The following is a 21,181-nucleotide window of genomic DNA, read 5'->3' on the forward strand; positions in this document are numbered from 1 at the left end:
CAGTCACCCGACCCGTGAGTCGCCGGCAAGTCCGGCCGGCCGGTCTCCGTCCGAACCTAGGCGGACGGAGCCGAGACTCACGGGTCGTCTGCGTCTCCGGGGCCCGTCAGGGCGCCAGCCGCTCCACCCGCCAGGCGCCGTCCGGCTCCTGGACGTAGCGCAGGCGGTCGTGGAGGCGGTTCTCGTGGCCCTGCCAGAACTCGACCGTCTCGGGGACGACCCGGATGCCGCCCCAGGCCGGGGGGACCGGGACCTGTTCGTGGGCGGGGTAGCGGGCGGCCAGTTCCTCGTAGCGGGCGAGGAGATCCGCGCGGGACGGGATCACCGTGGACTGGGGACTGGCCCAGGCGCCGAGCTGGGAGCCGTGGGGGCGGGTGCGGAAGTAGGCGACCGTCTCGTCGCGGCCGACGCGGGTCGCGCGGCCGGTGACGATGACCTGGCGGGCCAGGGGGTGCCAGGGGAAGAGGAGGGAGGCGTACGGGTTCGCCGAGAGTTCCCTGCCCTTGCGGGACTCGTAGTTGGTGAAGAAGACGAAGCCGGCCTCGTCGTAGTGCTTGAGGAGGACCGTGCGGGACGACGGGCGGCCTTCGGGGGTCGCCGTCGAGACGATCATCGCGTTCGGTTCGTGGATCGCCGGGTTCGCGGCGGTCTCCTTGAACCAGCGGGCGAACTGCCCGATCGGTTCGGGGGCGAGGTCGGCCGCGGACAGTTCCGTGGTGCGGTACTGCTCGCGCATGTCGGCGGGATCCAGGGCGTCGGTCACGGGATCGGTCACAGGGCCATCCTGCCGCAGCGGCCCAGTCTGCCCGGCACCACGGGGGGTTAATCCTCTCTCGCCGGATCGGCGCAGTGTGCCGGATGTCACGCTTCCCCGCATCATCGGAACCGTACAGACTCTTCCGCTGGATGACTGTTGATTCCCCACGATCGCCCCACACGGTTGATCGATCATCGATAGAGGAGCTGCCTGATGTCCGACTTCGTACCCGGGCTCGAGGGAGTCGTCGCGTTCGAGACGGAGATCGCCGAACCCGACAAGGAAGGCGGTGCCCTCCGCTACCGCGGGGTCGACATCGAGGACCTCGTGGGTCACGTCTCCTTCGGCAACGTCTGGGGGCTGCTCGTCGACGGCGCCTTCAACCCCGGCCTCCCGGCCGCCGAGCCCTTCCCGATCCCCGTGCACTCCGGTGACATCCGCGTCGACGTGCAGTCCGCGCTCGCGATGCTCGCGCCCGTGTGGGGCCTCAAACCGCTCCTCGACATCTCCGCCGAGCAGGCCCGCGACGACCTCGCCCGCGCGGCCGTCATGGCCCTCTCGTACGTCGCGCAGTCCGCGCGCGGCCAGGGCCTGCCGATGGTCCCGCAGAGCGAGATCGACAAGGCGGAGTCCATCGTCGAGCGCTTCATGATCCGCTGGCGCGGCGAGCCCGACCCGAAGCACGTCAAGGCCGTCGACGCCTACTGGACCTCGGCCGCCGAGCACGGCATGAACGCGTCCACCTTCACCGCGCGCGTCATCGCCTCGACCGGCGCGGACGTGGCCGCCTCCCTCTCCGGCGCCGTCGGCGCCATGTCCGGCCCGCTGCACGGCGGCGCGCCCTCCCGCGTCCTCGGCATGATCGAGGAGATCGAGCGGACCGGCGACGCCACCGCGTACGTGAAGCAGGCCCTCGACAAGGGCGAGCGCCTCATGGGCTTCGGCCACCGCGTCTACCGCGCCGAGGACCCCCGCGCCCGCGTGCTCCGCCGTACGGCCAAGGAGCTGGCGGCGCCGCGCTTCGAGGTCGCCGAGGCACTGGAGAAGGCCGCCCTGGAGGAGCTGCACAACCGCCGCCCCGACCGGGTCCTGGCGACGAACGTCGAGTTCTGGGCGGCCATCGTCCTGGACTTCGCCGAGGTCCCGGCGCACATGTTCACGTCGATGTTCACCTGCGCCCGCACGGCCGGCTGGTCCGCGCACATCCTGGAGCAGAAGCGCACCGGCCGCCTCGTGCGCCCCTCGGCCCGCTACACGGGCCCCGGCCAGCGGAACCCGCGCGAGATCGAGGGTTTCGCCGACATCGCCGGCTAGGGCGACGAAGGGCCTGGCGCTCTCCGCGGGGAGGCCACCGGGAAGTCCGCCGGGCGGGTGCGACCCTTCGCGACCTCGCCGTGTCGAACGGGGCACGAGGAGGCGCAAGAGCGTTTCCCGGGGCAGGAGGTTCTCGCGCCACGGGTGCGTACGGCCGTGGTGGCGGCGGTGCTGGTCGCGGCACTGGCGCCGGTGACGCTCGGGGGGCCGGCGGCGGTCGCCGCCCCCGCGGCGGCTGCCCCCGGGGCGGCCGCCGAGGTCGGGACGGTCGTCCAGGGCGGCGGCCCCGTGGCCGTTCCGGCGGGTGACGAAGGGGCGGTGACGCTGCGGTTCACGGCCACGCTGCCGGCGGGCGTCCGGGGCCCGGTGACCGGCGTGCTCCGCCTGTCCGGCGTCGTCCTGGTCGAGAGCGCGGGCGGCCCTCCCCTGAGCGAGGACGCGCTCCGCTCCACCCGCTCGGTCGACGGCGCCGCCCACGGCGCGTGTCCGTGGTCCCTGCCCTGCGCGGTCGACGACCGGCCGGCGGATCCGCCGGCCCTCGCCGGTACGGGCGAGCTCGGACGTGACGAGAACAACGACCTGGTCGCCCGTGACAGTGCCGGCGAGCCCTGGCTCCACCAGGGCGTGCGCAGGACCCTGCCCGAGCCGTACTGGCACCACGGCATCGTCCCCGGCCCGACCCGCACCCTCGTCGGCGGCGGCTGGAACGTCTACGACCTGATGTTCCGAGCCGGCGCGGCGGGCCCGCCGGTCCCGCTCCCGCTACACCAGCTGGGCCTGCTGGTCCTGCGGGTGCAGCAGCAGGTCCGCGTGGTGGCGGGCCGTCGTCAGCGGGTGGGCGCGGAGCTTGCCCTTGAGTTCGTTGCGTCCGTACTCGGCGAACAGCGGGTTCGCCGGGTCGGTGGTGACGCCGGGCGCCCGGTCCGCGAACGGGAACTCCAGCGGCGCGATGCGGGCGTCCAGGCGCGGGTTGTAGAAGAACGGCACGGAGAAGCGTTCCGTCGCCCCGGGCGGCGAGACCACCCGGTGGTTCGTCGCGACCAGGTAGCCGTTCGTGGCCACCTCCAGGAGCTCGCCCAGGTTGACGACGAAGGCGCCCGGCAGCGGCGGCACGTCGTGGAACCTCCCGTCCTCGCGCTGCACCTGGAGTCCGCCGACGTGGTCCTGGAGCAGCAGGGTGAGGAAGCCGTAGTCCTTGTGCGCGCCGACGCCCTGGTCGTCGCCCTCGCCGCTGCTGCCCGGGTAGCGCACCAGCTTGAGGTGCGGGTGGGCGCGCGGGCCGAAGATGTCGTCGTAGAAGTCCCGGGGCGCGCCGATGGAGGCGAGCAGCTCGTGGAGGAGGCGCTCGGCGACGCCGCTGAGGCGGTCGATCCAGTGCAGGGCGGCCGTGCGGAGCTCGGGGAGGGCGGCGGGCCACTGGTTGGGGCCTTCGAGCCACCAGTAGGGGGCCTCCCAGGGGCCGGGCTCGCGCGCGGGGCGCTCGGCGCCGATGTCGAGCTGGTCGCGCCAGTCGCGGGCGCCGCCGGTGCGCTCGTCGCCGATGCGCGTGTAGCCGCGGAAGTGCGGCGAGTTGATGTTGTCCAGGGCGAGCCGGTCGGCCTCGGGAAGGGCGAAGAAGGCGTGCATGGCCGAGGTGAGGGCCTTCGTCTCGGCCTCGGTGACCCCGTGCCCGATGAGCTGGAAGAAGCCCACGTCGTGGGCGGCCGAGTGGAGCTGGGCGTGGAGCAGCTTCCGGGCCTGTGGGTCCCGGTCGGCGGCCGAGAGGTCCACGATGGGGAGCTGCGAGGAGTACGAGCTGTTCGTCATGTATGCATCCGCGGGGTATACGGGTGCCCGGGGCGGCCGCCGAGGGTGGGGCGGGGGCCACGGGTGCCGGTCGGCTGGGGCTCTGTACGAGGGACCGCGGGGGTGTGGAGTGGTACCCCGGAAGGTCAGGCGGAGCGGCGACAGCCCATGCTCGTGACGCGGACGTAGTCCACGTGGCGACGGCGTACGAGCAGAGGCATGGAGTCAGCGTACTGCGGGGGTGGGCGGGTCACTGTGGTCCCCGTCACGTCCTGGGCCGGGATGGCTCAAAGTCTGTTCAAAACGGCGGGCTTGCGCGAAGATCGCCGCCATTGCCTGGCGAGTACACGCCAAGCTTCCCGTCGTCGCATCCCATCGCAGGAGGACGTCCATGACCCGCCGCACCTCTCGTGGCCCGGCCGCCGCGGCCGCCGTCACCGTGGCCGCCGCCACCGCGGCGCTGCTCCCGTCCGCGGGAGCCTCCGCCGTCACCGCGGCGCCGCAGGCCCGCGTCTTCATGGTGAACCCGGTCCAGTCCTCGGGCGACCAGTCCCTCACCGACCACAAGGACGCGGCGAGCGACGTCCCCGCCTCCGCGTACGCCTCCGTCGCTCTGCGCAACCTCGACGCGAGCGGCGCCCTCTCCGGCAGGTGGGCCGCGGTCCGCTCGGAGACCGGCAACCCCGCAAAGGCCGCCGACGCCGCCTCGTACGACCGCTCCGACGACGAGTTCGAGCAGGTCATGGCGTACTTCTGGGTCAACGAGGCGCAGGAGTACCTCCAGGGCCTCGGCTTCGGCACCGAGCTGCCCGGGGCGAACGACCGGGTGCAGCCGGTCCGCCTCAACCAGTGGGGCGCCGACAACTCCTTCTTCACCGACAAGAAGGCCGAGATCCGCTTCGGCAAGGGCGGCGTGGACGACGCCGAGGACGCCGAGGTCATCGTCCACGAGTACGGCCACGCGGTGCATAACGCCCAGGTGCCCGGCTTCGGCAGCTCCCCGGAGGCCGGCGCGATCGGCGAGGCCTTCGGCGACTACCTGGCCGTGGAGGTCGGCGCGAACGCGGACGCCCGGTACGGCTGGCCGATGAAGACCGACCTGGCGTGCGTCGCCGACTGGGACTCCACCGGCTACAGCGCGGCCCCGCACTGCCTGCGCCGCATCGACGGCACCAAGACCTACGCGGACCGCGTGGGCGAGGTCCACGCGGACGGCGAGATCTGGTCCCGGGCGCTCTTCGACATCCGCGGCAAGCTCGGCCCCCGGACGGCCGACCGGATCATCGTGAACGCGCAGTTCGGCTTCGCCGCCGACACCAGCTTCGAGGACGCGGCCCTCACGACGGTCGCGACCGCGCAGAAGATGTACGGGACGCAGGCCGCTGCCGCGGTGCGGGACGCCTTCCGGGCGCGGGCGATCCCCGGCGTCTAGTCGCTCAGCGCCTCGCTCACCAGCCGCGCCCACTGGGACACCACGCGTTCCCGGCGGGCGCGGTCGTCCGTGAGGAGGGTGGCGAGGCCCAGGCCGCGGGCCATGTCCAGGAGGCCCTGGACGGTCTCGCGGACGCCGGGCCGGGCCTCGTCGGCGCCCAGGACCTCGACGGCGATGCGGTGGGACTCGCGCCCGACGCGGGCCTCCAGCTCGGTGACCCGCTCGCGGAGCTGTTCCTCGCCGGAGGCGGCGACCCACAGATGGAGCGCGGCCCGGAAGAGGGGGCCGGTGTAGAGGCCGACGAGGGCGGCGACGGCCTGTTCGCGGTCGTCCGTGGGGACCGCCCGCAGGGCCTGCGAACGCTCCTCCGCGACGTACTCGACGGCGGCCGTGAAGAGGTCCTCGCGGGTCGGGAAGTGGTGCTGGGCGGCGCCCCGGGAGACTCCGGCCCGTTCGGCGACGACGGCGACCGTGGAGCCCGCCCAGCCGTGTTCGGCCAGGCAGGACACGGCGGCCTCCAGGAGCCGCTGCCGGGTGGCGCGGCTCCTGTCCTGCTTGGGGTTCCGGTCGCTCCGGTCCGGTCTGGGCGCGGTCAGAGCCGCCATGCGGGGTCCCGTCGTTCGAGGAAGGCCGTCATCCCCTCGCGCGCCTCGGCGGAGGCGAAGAGCGTGGCCGACCTCTGCACCAGGTCCTCCGCGTCGCGTTCGAAGGTCTCCAGGACTCTAGCGGTGACCAGTCGTTTCGCCTCCCGCAGGCCCTGCGGGGAGGCGGCGCGGAGGGAGTCGAGGATGCCGGGCAGTTCCTGGTCGCCGGCGGTCACGAGGCCCATGCCGATCGCCTCGGGGACGCCGAACCGCTCACCGGTCAGGTAGTGCCGGGCGGCCGCGCGCGGTGCGAGGCGCGGCAGGAGGGTGAGGGAGATGACGGCGGGCGCGACCCCGATCCGCACCTCGGTGAGGGCGAAGTCGGCCCCCTCCCCGGCGAGGACGATGTCGGCCGCGCCGAGCAGGCCGAGGCCGCCGGCGCGGGTGTGGCTGCCGGGGGTGACGTGGGCGACGACCGGTTTCGGCAGCTCGACGACCTGCCGGAGCAGGTCCACGAAGGCGTACGGGCTGGGCGGCGCCTTCAGGTCGGCGCCCGCGCTGAACGTGGAGCCGGTGTGGGTGAGGACGACCGCCCGGACCGCCGGGTCCTTGCCGCAGGCGGTGAGGGCGTCGGCGAGCTCGGTGACGAGCGGGGCGGAGAGGGCGTTGCGGGTGGCCGGGGAGTTCAGGGCGAGGGTGGTGACGCCCCGCTCCTCGGTGACGTCGATCAGGGGCAGGGTCATGCGCGCTCCCTCAGTTGCCTTCGGAGGATCTTCCCGGACGCTGCCCGGGGGACGGTGTCGATGAACTCCACGGCGCGGACCTTCTTGTACGGGGAGACCCGCGCGGCGACGTGCGCGACGACCTCCTCGGCGGTGAGGCCGGGCGCGGCGGGCTGGCGGACGACGAAGGCCTTCGGGATCTCGGTGCCGTCGGCGTCGGTGACGCCGATGACGGCGGCGTCGGCGATCCCCTCGTGGGTGAGGAGCAGCGCTTCGAGTTCGGCGGGGGCGACCTGGAAGCCCTTGTACTTGATGAGTTCCTTGACGCGGTCGACGACGAAGAGCCAGCCGTCCTCGTCGACGCGGCCGATGTCGCCGGTGCGCACCCAGCCGTCGGCGTCGATCATGGCGGCGGTGGCGTCGGGGCGGCCGAGGTAGCCCTTCATGACCTGGGGGCCCCGGATGGCGATCTCGCCCTCCTCGCCGGGTGCGGCGTCCTTCGCGGGGTCGTCGAGGGAGAGGATCCGCATCTCGGTGGAGGGCAGCAGCCGGCCGACGGTGCCGGGCGGGGGCGCGGCGGCGTCGAGCGGGGTGACGTGGGTGCCCGGGGACAGCTCGGTCATGCCGTACGCCTGCCGGACGGGCGGCAGGCCGAGGCGGGTGGAGCAGGCCTCGGCGAGGGCGGCGTCGAGGGGGGCGGCGGCGCTGACGACGTACTCCAGGGAGGACAGGTCGTAGTCGGCGACGGCCGGGTGCTTGGCGAGGGCGAGCACGATCGGCGGGGCGACGTACAGGCCGTTGATGCGGTGCTTCTGGATGGCGCCGAGGAAGGCGTCGAGTTCGAAGCGGGGCAGGACGACGACGGTGGCGCCCCGGCGGAGGGGCGCGTTCATGAGGGCGGTGAGCCCGTAGATGTGGAAGAAGGGCAGGACGGCGAGGACGCGGTCGCCGGGTCCCATGGGGATCAGCGGCTCCAGTTGCGCCAGGTTGGTGGCGATGGAGGTGTGGGTGAGCATGACGCCCTTGGGGACGCCGGTGGTGCCGGAGGAGTACGGGAGGGCGGCGACGTCCTCGTCGGGGTCGACGGCGATCTCGGGGACGGGCGCGGTGGAGGCGAGGAACTCCTGGAGCGAGCGGACGCCCTCGCCCTCCGGCGCCCGGTCGCAGACGAGGATCTCCTCGACGCCGCCCGCGAGTTCGGCGGCGGCGCGGGCGGAGGCGAGCAGCGGGGAGACGGTCACGATCCACCGCGCGCAGGAGTCGCGGAGCTGTTGGGCGAACTCTTCCGGCGTGGCCAGCGGGTGCACGGTGGTGACGGACGCGCCCGCGCGCGTGGCGGCGTAGAACGCGATCGGGAACAGGACGGTGTTGGGGCTGTGCAGGGCGAGGACGTCCCCCTTGCGCACCCCGGCCTCCGCGAGCCCGGCGGCCACCCGCCGGTGGAAGGCGTCGACCTGTCCGTACGTGAGCGTCAGCTCCCCGGCCCCGTCGACGAGGGCCGGGGCGTCCCCGAACGCGGCGGCGTTTCCGAGGACGGCGTCGTGGATGGGCAGGGAGAGGGTGGGAACGGCCTCGTAGTCGCTGTGGAACACCATGCGTCGGCCCCCTGGAGAGGTGGAAGGTGGTCGCCAGGATCGGTGTTGCGGGCGGGACTCGGGGAGACCCTGTCAGCCCGCCGAAAAACAATCAAGCGTGCCTGCATGGTTCATGGCCGGTGGGTCGGCGCTCGCAGGCCGCTTCGTCGCCGTCGCGGTCGAGGTGGCTGCCGCAGCCGGGCTCTCCCCCCTCCCCCCGGTGGATCGGGGCGGTGCGGGCGGCGGTGCGGCGGACCGGGGTCGTCGACGGGGACATCGACGGGCTCCTCGGGTCGTTCGGCGGACGCCCGCGCCCTCGCGGCCCCTCGGCGGCCCCGTCGTCACACCGCGGGGCCGACCTCCGGGTCATACCCCGGTGGCACCCGTGACGGCCGGGAACACGTCAGTACGACTTGGGCAGCCCCAGCGTCTGGTGGGAGACGTAGTTCAGGATCATCTCCCGGCTGACCGGGGCGATCCTCGCCACGCGGGCGGCCGTGACCAGACGGGCCAGGCCGAACTCCTTGGTGAGGCCGTTGCCGCCGAGGGTGTGGACGGACGTGTCCACGGCCTTCACACAGGCCTCGGCCGCCGCGTACTTCGCCATGTTCGCGGCCTCGCCCGCCCCCATGTCGTCGCCCGCGTCGTACAGCCGCGCCGCCTTCTGCATCATCAGGCGGGCCAGTTCGAGTTCGATGTGCGCCTGCGCGAGCGGGTGGGCGACGGCCTGGTGGGCGCCGATCGGGGCCTTCCAGACCTGGCGCTCCTTCGCGTACCTCACCGCCTGCGCGAGGGCGTACCGGCCCATGCCGATCGCGAACGCCGCCGTCATGATCCGCTCGGGGTTGAGGCCCGCGAAGAGCTGGAGGAGGCCCGCGTCCTCGTCGCCGACGAGCGCCTCGAAGGGGAGGTGGACGTCGTCCAGGGTCAGCTCGAACTGCTTCTCGTCCGCGTCCAGTTCCATCTCGATGTGCCGGCGCCCGAAGCCGGGCGCGTCGCGCGGGACGATGAACAGGCAGGGCTTCAGGTTCCCCGTGCGGGCGTCGGAGGTGCGGCCCACGATCAGGGTCGCGTCGGCGATGTCGACGCCCGAGACGAAGACCTTGCGGCCGTTCAGGACCCAGCCCTCCTCCGTGCGGGTCGCCGTCGTCGTGATGCGGTGCGAGTTGGAGCCCGCGTCGGGCTCGGTGATGCCGAAGGCCATCGTCCTCGACCCGTCCGCGAGGCCGGGGAGCCAGGCCCGCTTCTGCTCCTCCGTGCCGAAGCGGGAGATGACCGTGCCGCAGATCGCGGGCGACACGACCATCATCAGCATCGGAGCCCCGGCGGCGCCCGCCTCCTCCAGGACGATGGACAGCTCGGCCATACCGCCGCCCCCGCCGCCGTACTCCTCGGGCAGGTTCACGCCCAGATAGCCGAGCTTGCCCGCCTCCGCCCAGAGCTCCGCGCGGTCGAAGCCGGGGCCGTGGCGGTGGCCGAGGGCGGAGACGGCGGCCCGGAGCGCGGTGTGTTCCTGCGGCTCGATGTCGGTGCTCATACGGGGTCTTCCTCCTGTGCATCGGTCTGTACGACGGCGAGCAGGGCACCGACCTCGACCTGGCGGCCGGGGACGGCGTGGAGCGCGGTGAGCGTGCCGGAGGCGGGTGCGGAGACGCGGTGCTCCATCTTCATGGCCTCCAGCCAGAGCAGGGGCTGCCCGGCGGCCACCCGGTCGCCGACGGCGAGGCCGTCCGCGACCCGGACGACGGTGCCGGGCATGGGGGCGAGCAGGGAGCCGGGTTCCCGCAGGTCGTCCGGGTCGGTGAAGCGGGGACGGGCGGTGAGGCGGTGGCGGCCGGCATGGACGGCGTCCTCGTAGGCCGTGACCTCGAAGGTCCTGGCCACGCCCGCCACTTCGAGCCGTACGGCGTCCGGGCCCGCCGACACCACCCGTACGCCCTCCGGGGACACCACCTCGTAGCCGCCGCCCCGGGCCGGCCGGTAGCGGACCTCGTGGTCGCCGTACGTCCTCGTCTCCTCCTGCGAGCGGACGTTGCGCCAGCCGCCGCCGAAGCGGCCCTCCCGGGAGGCGGCCGAGGCCAGCGCGGCGGCCACGGCCGCGTGCTCCCCGCCCGGCGGGGGCGCGGTCAGGGCGTCGAGGTTCCGCTCGTAGAAACCGGTGTCGAGGGCGGCCGGATCAGCGTACTCCGGGTGGCGGAGGGACGCCACGAGCAGGTCGCGGTTGGTGACGGGGCCGTGCACACGGGCCCGTTCCAGGGCGTGGGCGAGCTTCCGGAGCGCCTGTTCCCGGGTCGGGGCGTGGGCGATCACCTTGGCGAGCATCGGGTCGTAGTGGACGCCGATCGTGTCCCCGGAGACGTAACCGGTGTCGACGCGCACGCCGCCGGGGACGTCGAAGCGGTGCAGGACGCCCGTCTGCGGGGCCCACCCCTTCGCCGGGTCCTCGGCGTAGAGCCGGGCCTCGACGGCGTGGCCGCGCGGGGCCGGCGGCTCGGCGGGCAGGGCGCGGCCCTCGGCGACGGCGAGCTGGAGGGCGACGAGGTCGACGCCGTACACCTCCTCGGTGACCGGGTGCTCGACCTGGAGGCGGGTGTTCATCTCCAGGAAGTGCGCCTGGGGGGTCCCCCCCGCTCGAGCGGGGCCGAACGCTCGGGGGGCGTCGGCGACCAGGAACTCGACCGTGCCCGCGCCGACGTAGCCCACGGCCTTGGCCGCCCGTACGGCGGTGTCGAGGAGGGAGGCCTCCAGGGCGGCGGGCAGGCCGGGCGCCGGGGCCTCCTCCACGACCTTCTGGTGGCGGCGCTGGAGGGAGCAGTCGCGGGTGCCGAGCGCCCAGACGGTGCCGTGGGCGTCGCAGAGGAGCTGCACCTCGACGTGCCGGCCGTTCTCCACGTACGGCTCGACGAACACCTCGCCGTCCCCGAAGGCGCTCGCCGCCTCCGCCGACGCGGCCCGCAACTCCTCTTCCAGCTGGTCCAGTTCGCGTACGATCCGCATGCCCCGGCCGCCGCCGCCCGCCGCCGCCTTCACCAGGACGGGCAGGTCGGCCTCCGTCACCTCGCCCAGGGGCTCGATGCCCAGGAGCTCCTTCGCGCGGGTCTTCGACGCCATCGCCTCGATCGCCTCGGGCGGCGGCCCGATCCACACCAGGCCCGCGTCGGTGACCGCCCGCGCGAAGTCGGCGTTCTCGGAGAGGAAGCCGTAGCCGGGGTGGACGGCGTCGGCGCCCGCCGCGAGCGCCGCCGCGACCACCAGATCGCCGCGCAGGTACGTCTCCGAGGGCGCGGCCCCCGGCAGGCGCACCGCCGCGTCGGCCTCCCTCACGTGCAGGGCGTCGGCGTCCGCGTCGGAGTACACGGCGACGGTGGAGATGCCCAGGTCACGACAGGTGCGGAAGACCCGGCAGGCGATCTCGCCCCGGTTCGCGACCAGTACGGTCGAAATCATCAGTGCCTCACATTCGGAAGACGCCGAAGCCGCCGCGCGCGCCCTCGACCGGTGCCGTGTGGATCGCGGAGAGGCACAGCCCGAGGACCGTGCGGGTGTCGCGGGGGTCGATGACCCCGTCGTCGTAGAGCCGCCCGGAGAGGAACATCGGCAGCGACTCGGACTCGATCTGCGCCTCGACGAGGGCGCGCAGCCCGGCGTCGGCCTCGTCGTCGTACGGCTGCCCCTTCGCGGCGGCGGAGGCCCGGGCCACGATCGAGAGGACTCCGGCGAGCTGCTGCGGACCCATGACGGCGGACTTCGCGCTCGGCCAGGCGAAGAGGAAGCGCGGGTCGTAGGCCCGGCCGCACATGCCGTAGTGCCCGGCGCCGTACGAGGCCCCCATGAGGACGGAGAGGTGGGGGACCTTCGAGTTCGACACCGCGTTGATCATCATGGCGCCGTGCTTGATGATGCCGCCCTGCTCGTACTCCTTGCCGACCATGTAGCCGGTGGTGTTGTGGAGGAAGACGAGCGGGATGTCGCGCTGGTTGGCGAGCTGGATGAACTGCGCGGCCTTCTGCGACTCGGCCGAGAAGAGGACGCCCTGCGCGTTGGCGATCACGCCCACCGGGTAGCCGTGCAGACGGGCCCAGCCGGTGGTGAGGGAGGGCCCGTACAGCGGCTTGAACTCGTCGAAGTCCGAGCCGTCGACGATCCGGGCGATCACCTCGCGCGGGTCGAACGGCGTCTTCAGGTCGCCGGGGACGATCCCGAGCAGCTCCTCCGGGTCGTACTTCGGGGGTTCGGCCGGTCCGGGGTCCTCGTGGTGCTTGCGGTGGTTGAGGCGGGCGACGATCCGGCGGGCCTGGCGGATCGCGTCGGCCTCGTCGACGGCGTAGTGGTCGGCGAGGCCGCTCGTGCGCGCGTGCATCTCGGCCCCGCCGAGCGACTCGTCGTCGCTCTCCTCGCCCGTCGCCATCTTCACCAGCGGCGGCCCGCCGAGGAACACCTTCGACCGCTTCCCGATCATCACGGCGTGGTCGGACATGCCGGGGACGTACGCGCCGCCCGCCGTCGAGTTCCCGAAGACGACGGCGACGGTCGGGATGCCGGCGGCGGAGAGGCGGGTGAGGTCGCGGAAGAGCGCCCCGCCCGGAATGAAGATCTCCTTCTGGGAGGGCAGGTCGGCGCCGCCGGACTCGACGAGCGAGACGACGGGCAGCCGGTTGGCGTAAGCGATCTCGTTGGCCCGCAGGGCCTTCTTCAGCGTCCACGGGTTGGAGGCGCCGCCGCGCACGGTCGGGTCGTTGGCGGTGATCAGGCACTCCACGCCCTCGACGACCCCGATGCCGGTGACGAGCGAGGCGCCCACGGTGTAGTCGCTGCCCCAGGCGGCGAGCGGCGACAGCTCCAGGAAGGGGCTGTCGGGGTCGACGAGCAGCTCGATCCGCTCCCGGGCGAGGAGCTTGCCGCGCTTCCTGTGGCGGGCGGTGTACTTCTCGCCGCCCCCGGCGAGGGCCTTGGCGTGCTCGGCGTCGAGGGCGGCGAGCTTGTCGAGCATGGCGGCGCGGTGGGCCGCGTAGTCCGGTCCGCCGGTGTCGAGGGCGGAGGCGAGGACGGTCACGGGGTTTCCTCCGGGTGCTCGGGCAGGAGGTCGGTGGGGAGGCCGGGCGAGGCGTCGGACAGGAGCGCGGCCGGGACGTCGGACGAGGTGCCGGTCAGGAGCGCGGCCGGGACGTCGGACGACGCGTCGGACAGGAGCGCGGCCGGGACGTCGGACGACGCGTCGGACAGGAGCGCGGCCGGGACGTCCACGTGGCGGGAGCGGAGCCATTCGCCGAGGGCCTTGGCCTGGGGGTCGAAGCGGGCCTGGGAGGCGACGCCCTCGCCGAGGATCCCGGCGACGGTGAAGTTGAGGGCGCGGAGGTTCGGGAGGAGGTGCCGGGTGACGGTCAGTCCGGCGGTCTCCGGGAGGAGTTGCCCGAACCTCTCCACGGTCAGGGCGTGAACGAGCCAGCGCCACTCCTCGTCCGTACGGACCCAGACGCCGACGTTCGCGTCACCGCCCTTGTCTCCGCTGCGGGCCCCCGCGATCCGGCCGAGGGGCGCCCTCCGGGTGGGGCCCTCGGGGAGGGGCGGCGGAAGGTCCGGGTCGGGTACGGGTTCCAGTTCCCGGGTCCCCGGGGGTGCGGGGACCTCCCGGCGGGTCCCGTCGGGGAGCACGGCCGTGTGCGGGACCTCGGCGGCCGGCACGTACGCGGTCTCGAAGACCCCGTAGGGGGCGCCCTTGCCGGGCGGGGCGGTGACGTGGAAGCCGGGGTAGCTCGCGAGGGCCAGTTCGACGGCGGCGCCGGTGACGGCACGGCCGACCCTGTCGGGGTCCCGGTCGCGGACCACGAGGCGGAGCAGGGCGCTCGCCGTCTCCTCGGTGGGGGCGTCGGGGCGGTCGGTGCGGACCAGTTCCCAGCGGACCTCGGCGGGCGAGTTCTTCACCAGCGCGTCGTGGAGCTGCTCCCGGAGGAGGGCCGCCTTGGCCTCGATGTCGAGGCCGGTGAGGACGAAGACGACCTCGTTGCGGAAGCCTCCGAGCCTGCTGAGCCCCACCTTGAGCGTCGGGGGCGGGGCCTCCCCCCGCACGCCCGAGATCCGGACCCGGTCGGGGCCCTCCTGGGTGAGCCGGACGGTGTCGAGCCGGGCCGTCGCGTCGGGGCCGGGGTAGCGGGCGCCGGCCGTCTCGTAGAGGAGCTGGGCGGTGACCGTGCCGGTGTCGACGAGGCCGCCGGTGCCGGGGTGCTTGGTGACCACCGCGCTGCCGTCGGCGTGGAGTTCGGCGACCGGGAAGCCGGGGCGGCGCACGTCGTGGCCCCGGAAGAAGGCGTAGTTGCCGCCGGTGGCCTGGGTGCCGCACTCCAGGACGTGCCCGGCGACGACCGCGCCCGCCAGCTCGTCGTACGCCTCCGGGCCCCAGCCGAAGTGCCACTGCGCGGGCCCGGTGACGAGGGCCGCGTCGGTGACGCGGCCGGTGACGACGACGTCGGCTCCGGCGGCCAGGCAGGCGGCGATGCCGGCGCCGCCGAGGTAGGCGTTGGCGGTCAGCGCGCCCGGTCGCGGCGGCAGCAGGTCGCCCTCGACGTGGGCGACGCGGGTGGGCAGGCCGAGCTTCGCGGCGAGGGCGCGCAGGGCGTCGGCGAGACCGGCCGGGTTGAGGCCGCCCGCGTTGGCGACGATCCGGACCCCGCGCTCGTGGGCGAGGCCGAGGCCCTCCTCCATCTGGCGCAGGAAGGTCTTCGCGTAGCCGGCGGACGGGTCCTTGAGCTGGTCGCGGCCGAGGATGAGCATGGTCAGCTCGGCGAGGTAGTCGCCGGTGAGGACGTCGAGTCCGCCGCCGGTGAGCATCTCGCGGACGGCGTCGAAGCGGTCGCCGTAGAAGCCGGAGGCGTTCCCGACGCGGAGGACGTTCGTCATGCGGTCCCCTCGGCGGCGGGAGTTCCGTGCGGCGCGCGGCCGCCGCCCGCCGGGCCGGCGAAGGCCTGGGCGATGGCCAGCCACCGTTCGGCGTCCTCGCCCTCGGCGACCAGGGCGGTGTCGTCGCGGTGGAGGCGCTGGGTGACGAGCAGGCAGAAGTCGAGGGCGGGGCCGGTGACCCGCTGGGCGGCGTCCTCGGGACCGTACGTCCACGACGTGCCGTCCGGTGCCTCCAGTTCGACGCGGAACGGCTCGGCGGGCGCCGGGAGGCCCCGCACCAGGAAGGCGTAGTCGCGGGCCCGGTGACCGATCCAGGCGACGTGCCGGAGCCGGGCCGTGGGCACCCGGGCCGCGCCGAGGGCGTCGGCGACGTCCTGGCCGTGCGCCCAGGTCTCCATCAGCCGGGCGGTGGCCATGGCGGAGGCGCTCATCGGCGGCCCGTACCAGGGGAACCTGGCCCCGGGCGGGACCGCGCGCAGGGCCTCCTGGAGCCGTTCGCGGCCGGTGCGCCAGCGGGCCAGGAGCTCGGCGGGCAGCAGCTTCGCGCCCTCCTCCGCGCCCTCGTCGACGAAGCGGTCGGGGGCGGCGAGGGCCTTCTGGGTCTCGGCGGCGAAGGCGTCGGCGTCGGTGGCGGCGAGGAGGGCGGCCCGGTCGGTCCAGGCGAGGTGGGCGATCTGGTGGGCGATCGTCCAGCCGGGGGCGGGGGTGGGGGCGGCCCACCCCTCCTCGCTCAACTCTCCGACGAGACGGTCGAGTTCTTCGCTCTCGTCGCGCAGGTCGTCGAGGACGACGGCGGGGTCGGACACGGTGCGCTCCCCTCGGGGGACGGGCGGTCACGGGCCTTCGCGGAGGAGCATGCCAGCGGGACCAGAAACAATCAAGCGTGCTTGCTTTAGTTTCTGGACCTCCTCGCGCGCGACGGGCGGCGTCCCTTGCCGGGCCCCGCCGCGGGCGCGCCCCGGGCACCCCGGGGCCCGCCTTTCGGATCAGGCCGGGTCCGCGGGGCCCGATCCGGGAGACGGGCCCCGGCGACCGCTCCCCCTCCGCAGGAGGGAGGCCAGGGCCGTGACGGCGACGACGAGGAGCAGGGAGTGCGGCGGGAGGAGGGCGCCCGGGGCGTCGTCGATCACGTCGACGCCGTTCCCGACGGCCGCGATCCAGGCGATCTCCCCCACCAGCACCATCGCCCCGACCCGCCGCTCCCCCGCGACGAGCATCCCGGTCCACAGGACCGGGGGCATGACGAGGAAGGCGTTGACGAGGGCCGCGGTGAACGCCTGGTCCGCCGAGTACCCGGGCCCGTCCCCGAGCGCCGAGGCCGCCTGGCCGGCGAACGACAGATAGAGCGTGTCGGACAGGACCAGGTGCGATGCGGCGACGCCGAGCGTCGAGACGATCAGCGCCTTGAGGAGGCGGGGGACGAGGGCGGTGGGTGCGGACGGTGCCATGGGCCCTGACTATACGCTCCGTGTATACATCGCACGTATACTCCCCGTGCCGCCCACCGGCGGCGGAGTCCGGGCGGCCACCGGCGGCGCACCTCGGAGGGCCGACGGCGGCGGGCCTCAGACGCCCGCCGGGAAGACCGTCGCCGCGTAGGCCGCGGCCGCCGGGGCGGGCTGGAGGGCGGCGTGGGCGGCGATCGCGTGGATGTCGCGCCAGGCGCGCGCCAGATCGCCGCCCGCGACGAGGCCGCGGGCGCCGCCGGTGCGCACGAGGCGTTCCACCGCGCCGGTGAGGAGGTCGACGGCGAGGGCCGAGTCGCGCCGGTTGAGGGCGACGGCGGCCGGGCCCGGGGCCGGACCGTCGGCGCGGGCGGCGGCCGCCTCCAGGAGCAGGCGGGCCGCGTCGATCTCGGCGGAGCAGCGGGCCAGGGTCTGCTGGACCGCCGGGTCGTCGGTGAGCGGCCGCCCGTCGGGCAGGCGGCGCATGCCGACGAGCAGGGTCCAGGCCTCCAGGGCCCCGCGCGCCGCGCCGAGCGCGGGTGCGGCGAAGAGGAGCGCGGCGACCAGCTGGTACGGCACCCGGTGACAGGGGGCGGCGTCGGCGTCGGTGACGCCGGCCACCAGGGTCTCCCGGAGGAAGGTGCGGTGCTCGGGCACGAACACCCCGTCGACCGTGACGCTGTGGCTGCCGGTGGCGCGGAGCCCGACCGCGTCCCAGGTCTTCCGGATCCCGACCTGCCCGCACGGCACCGCGAGGATCCGGTACGCCGGGGCGCCGTCCCCCGAGTGGTCGAGGGAGGCGAGGAGGACCCAGTCGGCGTGCTCGATCCCGCTGGCGAAGGCCCACTCCCCCGACAGGGTCCAGCCGCCGGGCACCCGGGCGAGCCGGCCGGCGGGGGGCACGATCGCCGCCGCGACGCGCACGTCGGGCGAGTCGCCCCACAGCTCGCGCTGCCCCTCGGCCGGCAGGTGCGCGGCGAGGCGGCCGTGGGCGGCGAGCAGCACCGCGCACCAGGCGGTGGAGGCGCAGGCCGTGCCGGTCTCGGCGACCGTGCCGAGCAGTTCGGCGAAGCCTCCGGCTCTGCCGCCCCAGCGACGGGGCACGAAGTGCCGGGCGAGGCCGGAGGCGGTCATCGCCTCGACGGCCTCGGGGTGGAGCAGGCCGTTCCGCTCCGCCTCCTCGGCGTGGCGCGCGGCGGCGGCCCGGAGCCGGCCCGCGGCGAGGGGTGCGGGAGAGAGGGAGGAGGGGGCGGCGAGGGAGATCGGGGCGTCGACGACAGTCATGACTCGTACTCCTTGAGTGGAGGTTCAGTGGTGGTACTGATGCGACTAGAAAAAGATTCTGCCTGGAAGGTATTTTCTGAGAGGCCGTCATGAGAGACATGGAGGGCCGCGACAGCGGAAGGGAGGCGGACGCCCGGTGAGGCAACAGGACAGGGCCCGCATGACCTATGACCTGGTGCTCGGCGCGGCAGCGGCCGAGTTCGCCCTGCACGGATTCGCGGGGACGAACCTGGCCGACATCACGGCCCGCACCGGACTGACCAAGGGAGCCCTCTACGGACACTTCTCCTCGAAGGCCGACCTCGCCGGTGAGCTGACCCGCTCCTTCGAGTCGGCCTGGGCCGACGCCCTCGCCACCGCCGCCGGCGAGGCGGAGGAGAGCTGCGCGGCACTGCCCACCCTGCGGAGACTGCTCCTCGACCTCGCCCACAGGGTGCACGAGGACCTGCCCTTCGCCGCCGGACTGCGCCTGGTCCTGGACGCCGCCCGGGCCGAAGGAATCACGCCCGCCCCCATCGGCAGGCTCTGCGACGTCGTGGCGCGCCTGATCCGCAAGGGGCAGGGAGAGGGTTCGGTCCGCACCGCCCATCCGGCCGACCTGCTGGCCCGGCTCGTCGTCGCCCTCCTCGTCGGTGCGCCGGCCGTGGTGACGGCGACGGACGCGACGGGTCCCGCCGAGCTGGTGAGCGAGGTCTGGGACATCCTGGAGCCCGCGTTGTCGGCCTCCCGCAGCGGCTGAGCCGGAGCGGGGCCGCGCGGTGGAGCCCGCACAGGTGGGGGCTGCGCGGTGGAGCTTGCACGAGCAGGATCGCGCGGGTGGGGTCGTACGGGTGAGGTCGTACGGGTGAGGTCGTACGGGTGGGGCCCGCGCCTGTGGAGGATGCGCGCGAGTGCGCGGGAGTACGGAAGTCACGCGGGCCACGGGCGCTTCCCGGTCCCTCGGAGTCGCCGTGGCGGCGGGACTCTCGTACGAGCGGGTCTTCCCGTACGGGCGGGACTCCCGTGGAGGCCGGGGCCGGGACTCCCGTGGAGGGCCGGGCCGGGGCTTCCGTGGGGGGCCGGGCTGCGGCGTCCGTGGGGGCTGCGGCGGCGGAGGGGTCCGCGCCCCGGTGCGGGGCCTCAGGCCGCCCGGGCCGCCGGGGCGTGCGGGGGGCGCGCGGCCGCCGGGAGGCCGGTCGGGGATCCGGCCGGCGCGGCGGGCGGGGTCACCGGCGCGGGGCCCGGCAGCCAGGACCAGGACGCCGTCTCGGACGGCGGGGCGGAGACCGGCCCGTCGCCGACCAGGACCGGGTGGCCGACGGAGCGCAGCAACGGCAGGTCGCTCTCGTCGTCGGCGTAGACGAAGCACTCCCCGGCGGCGATGCCGAAGACCGACATGATCCGCCGGGCGGCCTCGGCCTTGGCCTCGCCGATCATGGGCGGGCCGGACAGCTCCCCGGTGAGCAGGCCCTCCGAAGTCACCTCGGGCACGGTGCACACCACGAGGTCGGCTCCGACCTCCCGGGCCAGCGGGTCGAGGCAGGCGGAGAAGGCTCCGGAGACGAGGACGACCAGGTCGCCGGCGTCCCGGTGGCGGCGCAGCGCCTCGTACACGGGGCGGTGGAGCAGGCCGCCGGCGCGGGCCTTCTCGTACCACTCCCGGCCGCTGGCCTCCAGGTCGTCGAGGTGACTGCCGGCGAGGAAGCGGAAGAAGGAGCGGTTCACCTGCTCGCGGGGCGCTCCCTCTCGGATCTGGCGCTGGAGGGAGGCGCGCGCGGCGGCGAGCCTGCGGGCGGCCACCTCGCCGCGCCCCCAGTACCGGGCGAGGACGCAGGCCATGCTCTTGCAGGTGATCAGGGTCTCGTCCACGTCGAAGAACGCGGCCCGGACCGGGGCGATGCTCATGCTCTGCCCCCTCTGCCGACGAGGTGGTCGGAGGCGAAGCGGCCGGTCGTCCCGGCCGGCGGGGCCGTCCGGCGGACCGCCGCGGAGGGTGCGGGGTCGGCGATCTCGTACTGCGCCGTCTCGACGAGTTCGAGGATCCGCTCCGCCAGCGGGCGCAGCCGCGCGCCGGCCGGCGTGAGTTCCACGGAGCGGTTGCCGCGCCGCTGGAAGAGCGAGGCCCCCATGTCCTCCTCCAGGCCCTTGATCTGCGCGGTCACGGCGGGCTGGGAGTAGTGCAGGTTGTGGGCCGCGCGGGTGAAGCTGAGTTCCCGGGCCACTTCGCGGAAGGCCCGTAAGTGCTGGAGTTCCATCCTTCTGCCTTTCTACGCTCGTCCGTTCTTGCCTGGAACGTGCGGCGGCGGGACGTGCGGCCGCACGGGGTGCCGCACCGTCACGCGCAGCGGGCCACGGCGTTGGCGAGGGCGCGTCCGCCCTGGGTGGCGGAGAGGCGCACCCGGCCGTCCTCCGTCGGCACGGCCTCGACGGCCACGGCCTCGGCCAGCTCGCCGAAGACGGCGAAGTCGGCGTCCAGCGAGGTCAGCGCGGCGCCTCCCGTCGTCTCTCGGGCGGCCTGGCGGAAGGCCTCCAGGAGCAGCATCCCGGGCACGTGGTCCGAGGGGTGCTCGAAGTAGCCGGGGTGCGTGGGGTCGACGTGCAGCCGCCACTCCCGGGCGCCGGCCGGCCGGGCCCGCTCCTCCGCGGCGGGTACGGGGCGCAGGACGTACCGGTCGTCGTCGGCGCTCGCGGCCGTCCCGTGCGCGGGGGTCCCGGGCTCCGCGGGTGCGGCCTCCGCGACCCGGCCGCGCTGCCGGAGCCGTCCGTACCGGACGCCGTCGATCACGACGACTCCGGCGGAGGCGCGGGCGCACTCGCGGCCGTCGACCTCGACCACCATGTCGAAGCGGGCGTCGAAGCGGCGCGGGTTGCGGCCGCCGGCGGGCGTCACGACCCTCACGTCGAGGACGACCGCGAGGGGCCCGCAGCCGACCCGGAGGGCGGCCGGGTCGCTGATGCGCAGCGAGAGCGCCTTGAAGATGAAGTGGTGGCCGAGCGGCACGTCGTGGTACCGGTGGCTCAGGAAGATGCCGGCCTGTCGTACGGTCTCGACCAGCAGCATGAAGTCGCACTGCCCGGTGGTCTCCGGGCGGTACAGGGCGTGGTTCCGGGGCAGTTGCGCACCGACCAGGAAGCGGTCGGCCCCGGCGACGACGGCGTCGGTGAGGAAGACCTCCGTCACCGAGGCGCGGTGCACGAACCGGCGGGAGATCGTGCGGTCGAAGCTCAGGCCTTCCTTGGCCTCCCGGATGAGCGACTCCAGGGACCCGACGGGCGTGGGCGTTTCGACGGGTAACACGGTCTGCAGCACACCGATGGACATCCTTATCCCCCTCAAGGTGAAGCATCGTGGCGACGAGGGACCTCGATGGCCCCTCGGCAGCAAGAAATATACCTTCGAGAATGTATATT

The 21,181-nt window shown here is 74.3% G+C and carries 19 protein-coding genes; 3 read left to right on the top strand and 16 right to left on the bottom strand.

Annotation, left to right across the window (positions count from 1 at the left end; all coding sequences use genetic code 11):
* Window positions 1-106: 106 nt before the first annotated feature.
* Complete coding sequence (gene pdxH / locus IE180_RS16370; RefSeq protein ID WP_229860527.1) at window positions 107-736, bottom strand: pyridoxamine 5'-phosphate oxidase; 630 nt, start codon at window positions 734-736, stop codon at window positions 107-109.
* A gap of 234 nt (window positions 737-970) precedes the next feature.
* On the opposite strand from pdxH, the gene IE180_RS16375 reads away from it, so the two are divergent.
* A complete protein-coding gene (locus tag IE180_RS16375; RefSeq protein WP_190157591.1) occupies window positions 971-2,071 on the top strand; it encodes a citrate synthase 2 in 1,101 nt (366 codons plus the stop codon).
* Between the two features lie 762 nt (window positions 2,072-2,833).
* On the opposite strand, the gene IE180_RS16380 is transcribed toward IE180_RS16375, so the two are convergent.
* A complete protein-coding gene (locus IE180_RS16380; protein ID WP_190157592.1) occupies window positions 2,834-3,877 on the bottom strand; it encodes an isopenicillin N synthase family dioxygenase in 1,044 nt (347 codons plus the stop codon).
* A gap of 370 nt (window positions 3,878-4,247) precedes the next feature.
* Here IE180_RS16380 and IE180_RS16385 point away from each other — a divergent pair, with 370 nt between their 5' ends.
* Complete coding sequence (locus IE180_RS16385) at window positions 4,248-5,288, top strand: M4 family metallopeptidase (protein ID WP_190157593.1); 1,041 nt, start codon at window positions 4,248-4,250, stop codon at window positions 5,286-5,288.
* On the opposite strand, the gene IE180_RS16390 is transcribed toward IE180_RS16385, so the two are convergent.
* From IE180_RS16390 to IE180_RS16435, 11 genes are all read right to left on the bottom strand, one after another.
* Window positions 5,285-5,893, bottom strand: coding sequence for a TetR/AcrR family transcriptional regulator (locus IE180_RS16390; protein WP_190157594.1), 609 nt, complete (start codon window positions 5,891-5,893; stop codon window positions 5,285-5,287). The genes IE180_RS16385 and IE180_RS16390 overlap by 4 nt on opposite strands.
* Window positions 5,881-6,615, bottom strand: coding sequence for an enoyl-CoA hydratase family protein (locus IE180_RS16395; RefSeq protein ID WP_190157595.1), 735 nt, complete (start codon window positions 6,613-6,615; stop codon window positions 5,881-5,883). The genes IE180_RS16390 and IE180_RS16395 overlap by 13 nt, the downstream gene beginning before the upstream one ends.
* Window positions 6,612-8,189, bottom strand: coding sequence for an AMP-binding protein (locus IE180_RS16400; RefSeq protein WP_190157596.1), 1,578 nt, complete (start codon window positions 8,187-8,189; stop codon window positions 6,612-6,614). The genes IE180_RS16395 and IE180_RS16400 overlap by 4 nt, the downstream gene beginning before the upstream one ends.
* A gap of 91 nt (window positions 8,190-8,280) precedes the next feature.
* Window positions 8,281-8,538, bottom strand: coding sequence for an excalibur calcium-binding domain-containing protein (locus IE180_RS37505; RefSeq protein ID WP_373302786.1), 258 nt, complete (start codon window positions 8,536-8,538; stop codon window positions 8,281-8,283).
* Window positions 8,539-8,571: 33 nt separating this feature from the next.
* Complete coding sequence (locus IE180_RS16405; RefSeq protein WP_190157597.1) at window positions 8,572-9,705, bottom strand: acyl-CoA dehydrogenase family protein; 1,134 nt, start codon at window positions 9,703-9,705, stop codon at window positions 8,572-8,574.
* Window positions 9,702-11,615: an acetyl/propionyl/methylcrotonyl-CoA carboxylase subunit alpha gene (locus IE180_RS16410; protein ID WP_190157598.1), complete on the bottom strand. Its 1,914-nt coding sequence runs from the start codon at window positions 11,613-11,615 to the stop codon at window positions 9,702-9,704. Before IE180_RS16410 ends, IE180_RS16405 begins: the two co-directional genes overlap by 4 nt.
* 7 nt (window positions 11,616-11,622) lie before the next feature.
* A complete protein-coding gene (locus IE180_RS16415) occupies window positions 11,623-13,221 on the bottom strand; it encodes an acyl-CoA carboxylase subunit beta (protein WP_190157599.1) in 1,599 nt (532 codons plus the stop codon).
* The gene (locus tag IE180_RS16420; protein WP_190157600.1) at window positions 13,218-15,062 is read right to left on the bottom strand and encodes an acyclic terpene utilization AtuA family protein; all 1,845 of its coding nucleotides are present in this window, start codon (window positions 15,060-15,062) and stop codon (window positions 13,218-13,220) included. Before IE180_RS16420 ends, IE180_RS16415 begins: the two co-directional genes overlap by 4 nt.
* Window positions 15,059-15,868, bottom strand: coding sequence for a TIGR03084 family metal-binding protein (locus IE180_RS16425; RefSeq protein WP_190157601.1), 810 nt, complete (start codon window positions 15,866-15,868; stop codon window positions 15,059-15,061). The genes IE180_RS16420 and IE180_RS16425 overlap by 4 nt, the downstream gene beginning before the upstream one ends.
* A 180-nt stretch (window positions 15,869-16,048) precedes the next feature.
* Window positions 16,049-16,510 (bottom strand): hypothetical protein, encoded by a 462-nt coding sequence (locus IE180_RS16430; RefSeq protein ID WP_190157602.1) that lies wholly within the window; start codon window positions 16,508-16,510, stop codon window positions 16,049-16,051.
* 117 nt (window positions 16,511-16,627) lie between these two features.
* Entirely contained in the window at window positions 16,628-17,791 is a 1,164-nt protein-coding gene (locus IE180_RS16435; RefSeq protein WP_190157603.1) for an acyl-CoA dehydrogenase family protein, read from the bottom strand.
* Between the two features lie 160 nt (window positions 17,792-17,951).
* Here IE180_RS16435 and IE180_RS16440 point away from each other — a divergent pair, with 160 nt between their 5' ends.
* Window positions 17,952-18,530 carry a TetR family transcriptional regulator gene (locus tag IE180_RS16440; protein WP_190157604.1) on the top strand — a complete coding sequence of 193 codons (579 nt, stop codon included), beginning with the start codon at window positions 17,952-17,954 and terminating at the stop codon, window positions 18,528-18,530.
* Window positions 18,531-18,910: 380 nt separating this feature from the next.
* Here the strand turns inward: IE180_RS16440 and IE180_RS16445 are convergent, their stop codons facing one another.
* From IE180_RS16445 to IE180_RS16455, 3 genes are all read right to left on the bottom strand, one after another.
* Window positions 18,911-19,675: an HAD family hydrolase gene (locus tag IE180_RS16445; protein ID WP_190157605.1), complete on the bottom strand. Its 765-nt coding sequence runs from the start codon at window positions 19,673-19,675 to the stop codon at window positions 18,911-18,913.
* Window positions 19,672-20,025 (bottom strand): LysR family transcriptional regulator, encoded by a 354-nt coding sequence (locus IE180_RS16450; protein WP_229860513.1) that lies wholly within the window; start codon window positions 20,023-20,025, stop codon window positions 19,672-19,674. Before IE180_RS16450 ends, IE180_RS16445 begins: the two co-directional genes overlap by 4 nt.
* Window positions 20,026-20,105: 80 nt before the next feature.
* Window positions 20,106-21,092, bottom strand: a complete 987-nt coding sequence (locus IE180_RS16455) for a ScbA/BarX family gamma-butyrolactone biosynthesis protein (RefSeq protein ID WP_190157606.1) — start codon at window positions 21,090-21,092, stop codon at window positions 20,106-20,108.
* Window positions 21,093-21,181 lie beyond the last annotated feature (89 nt).

This window comes from Streptomyces litmocidini (genome assembly GCF_014649755.1).
GTDB classification, from domain to species: domain Bacteria; phylum Actinomycetota; class Actinomycetes; order Streptomycetales; family Streptomycetaceae; genus Streptomyces; species Streptomyces litmocidini.